Annotated in this window: 1 pseudogene; it reads right to left on the reverse strand. The window is 63.1% G+C overall.

Annotation, left to right across the window (positions count from 1 at the left end):
* Nucleotides 1-667, reverse strand: a pseudogene (locus tag FJ980_RS33595) (ROK family protein); the annotation flags it as partial.
* Nucleotides 668-1,095: the final 428 nt, after the last annotated feature.

The following is a 1,095-nucleotide window of genomic DNA, read 5'->3' on the forward strand; positions in this document are numbered from 1 at the left end:
TCGTCATCGTCTGGACGCCGCTTCGCACCCATACCGGCGCGCCGACAAGCGTGGCCAACTGCTCGACGAAAGGGAATCCATCCCAGTTCTGGAACGCATTCAGCGCCGGCGCGAACAGCCGCTGATCATCGCATTTCTCAACGGCTCCGGGCACCGCCAGCCCGATGCCCCAGATGCTGGCCTCACTGCCCTGCTCTTCCAGCATCCAGGCCAACAGCGTTGCTAGCCGCTGGACCACCGGCTCGGGACCTGCGGCCAGTTCCACCGCTTCGTGATGTTCGGCCAGCAGGCGGCCGGACAGGTCTGATACACCGACTGCCAGCGAGGAATGATCGAGCACGGCGGCCAGGATCATGCCAATGCGCGGCCGGAAGCGGACATGGCGTGGTGCGCGTCCGCCGATCGCCGGGCCGAGTTCGCCTTCTTCTATCAGCCCTAGCCGAAGCAGCGTGGCGAGACGATCCGTGACGACGGCGCGCCCCAGTTCCGACTGGTTCTCTAGCTCCTGGCGGGTCGTTGCCGCCTCGGTCCGTATAAGGTTGAGCAGCGTGGCCAGGCTGCCATGCGCGGATTCGCTGGCACGCGGCCGGCCGGCGGCGCGGCGCGGTTGGTCCGACTGTACGGGGTCTGTGGCGCTGCGCTCGTCCATAGTCTTGCCGAGGCTCATCTCCCGATCTCTATCGCTGCCGGCTCAGGGTCATCACGCCGTTAGCCATGGGTACCGTGGCCTCATTTACGGATCAAGCAGGAACTTATGTATTTTACAAACAAAAGTATGCCGACTTTTGCATTTTAATGATTGACGAGCGGCGAAAGGCGGGCATAAGTATCAGCCAGGCTCGGAGGAGGGCTCCTAACGTCGACAGCCCTCGCGAAGGCGAAGGATGTCGCAGGTCCGTTGTCCGAATTCTTCTCCAGCCAAAGATGCCGGCCCCGCGCTGCGCGCGGTGATGCATCGGCTACAGGCAGGGAGGATACGAGATGCCGGTGAAACTGGCCTATCACGCCAATTGCTGGGGTGCGCTCGGTGGCAACGCCGTCGGCGTCACTTCGATCACCCAGCTTAACTATCGCACCTTCGGTGACATGGAGCAG

This window comes from Mesorhizobium sp. B1-1-5 (genome assembly GCF_006443065.1).
Lineage (GTDB): Bacteria > Pseudomonadota > Alphaproteobacteria > Rhizobiales > Rhizobiaceae > Mesorhizobium.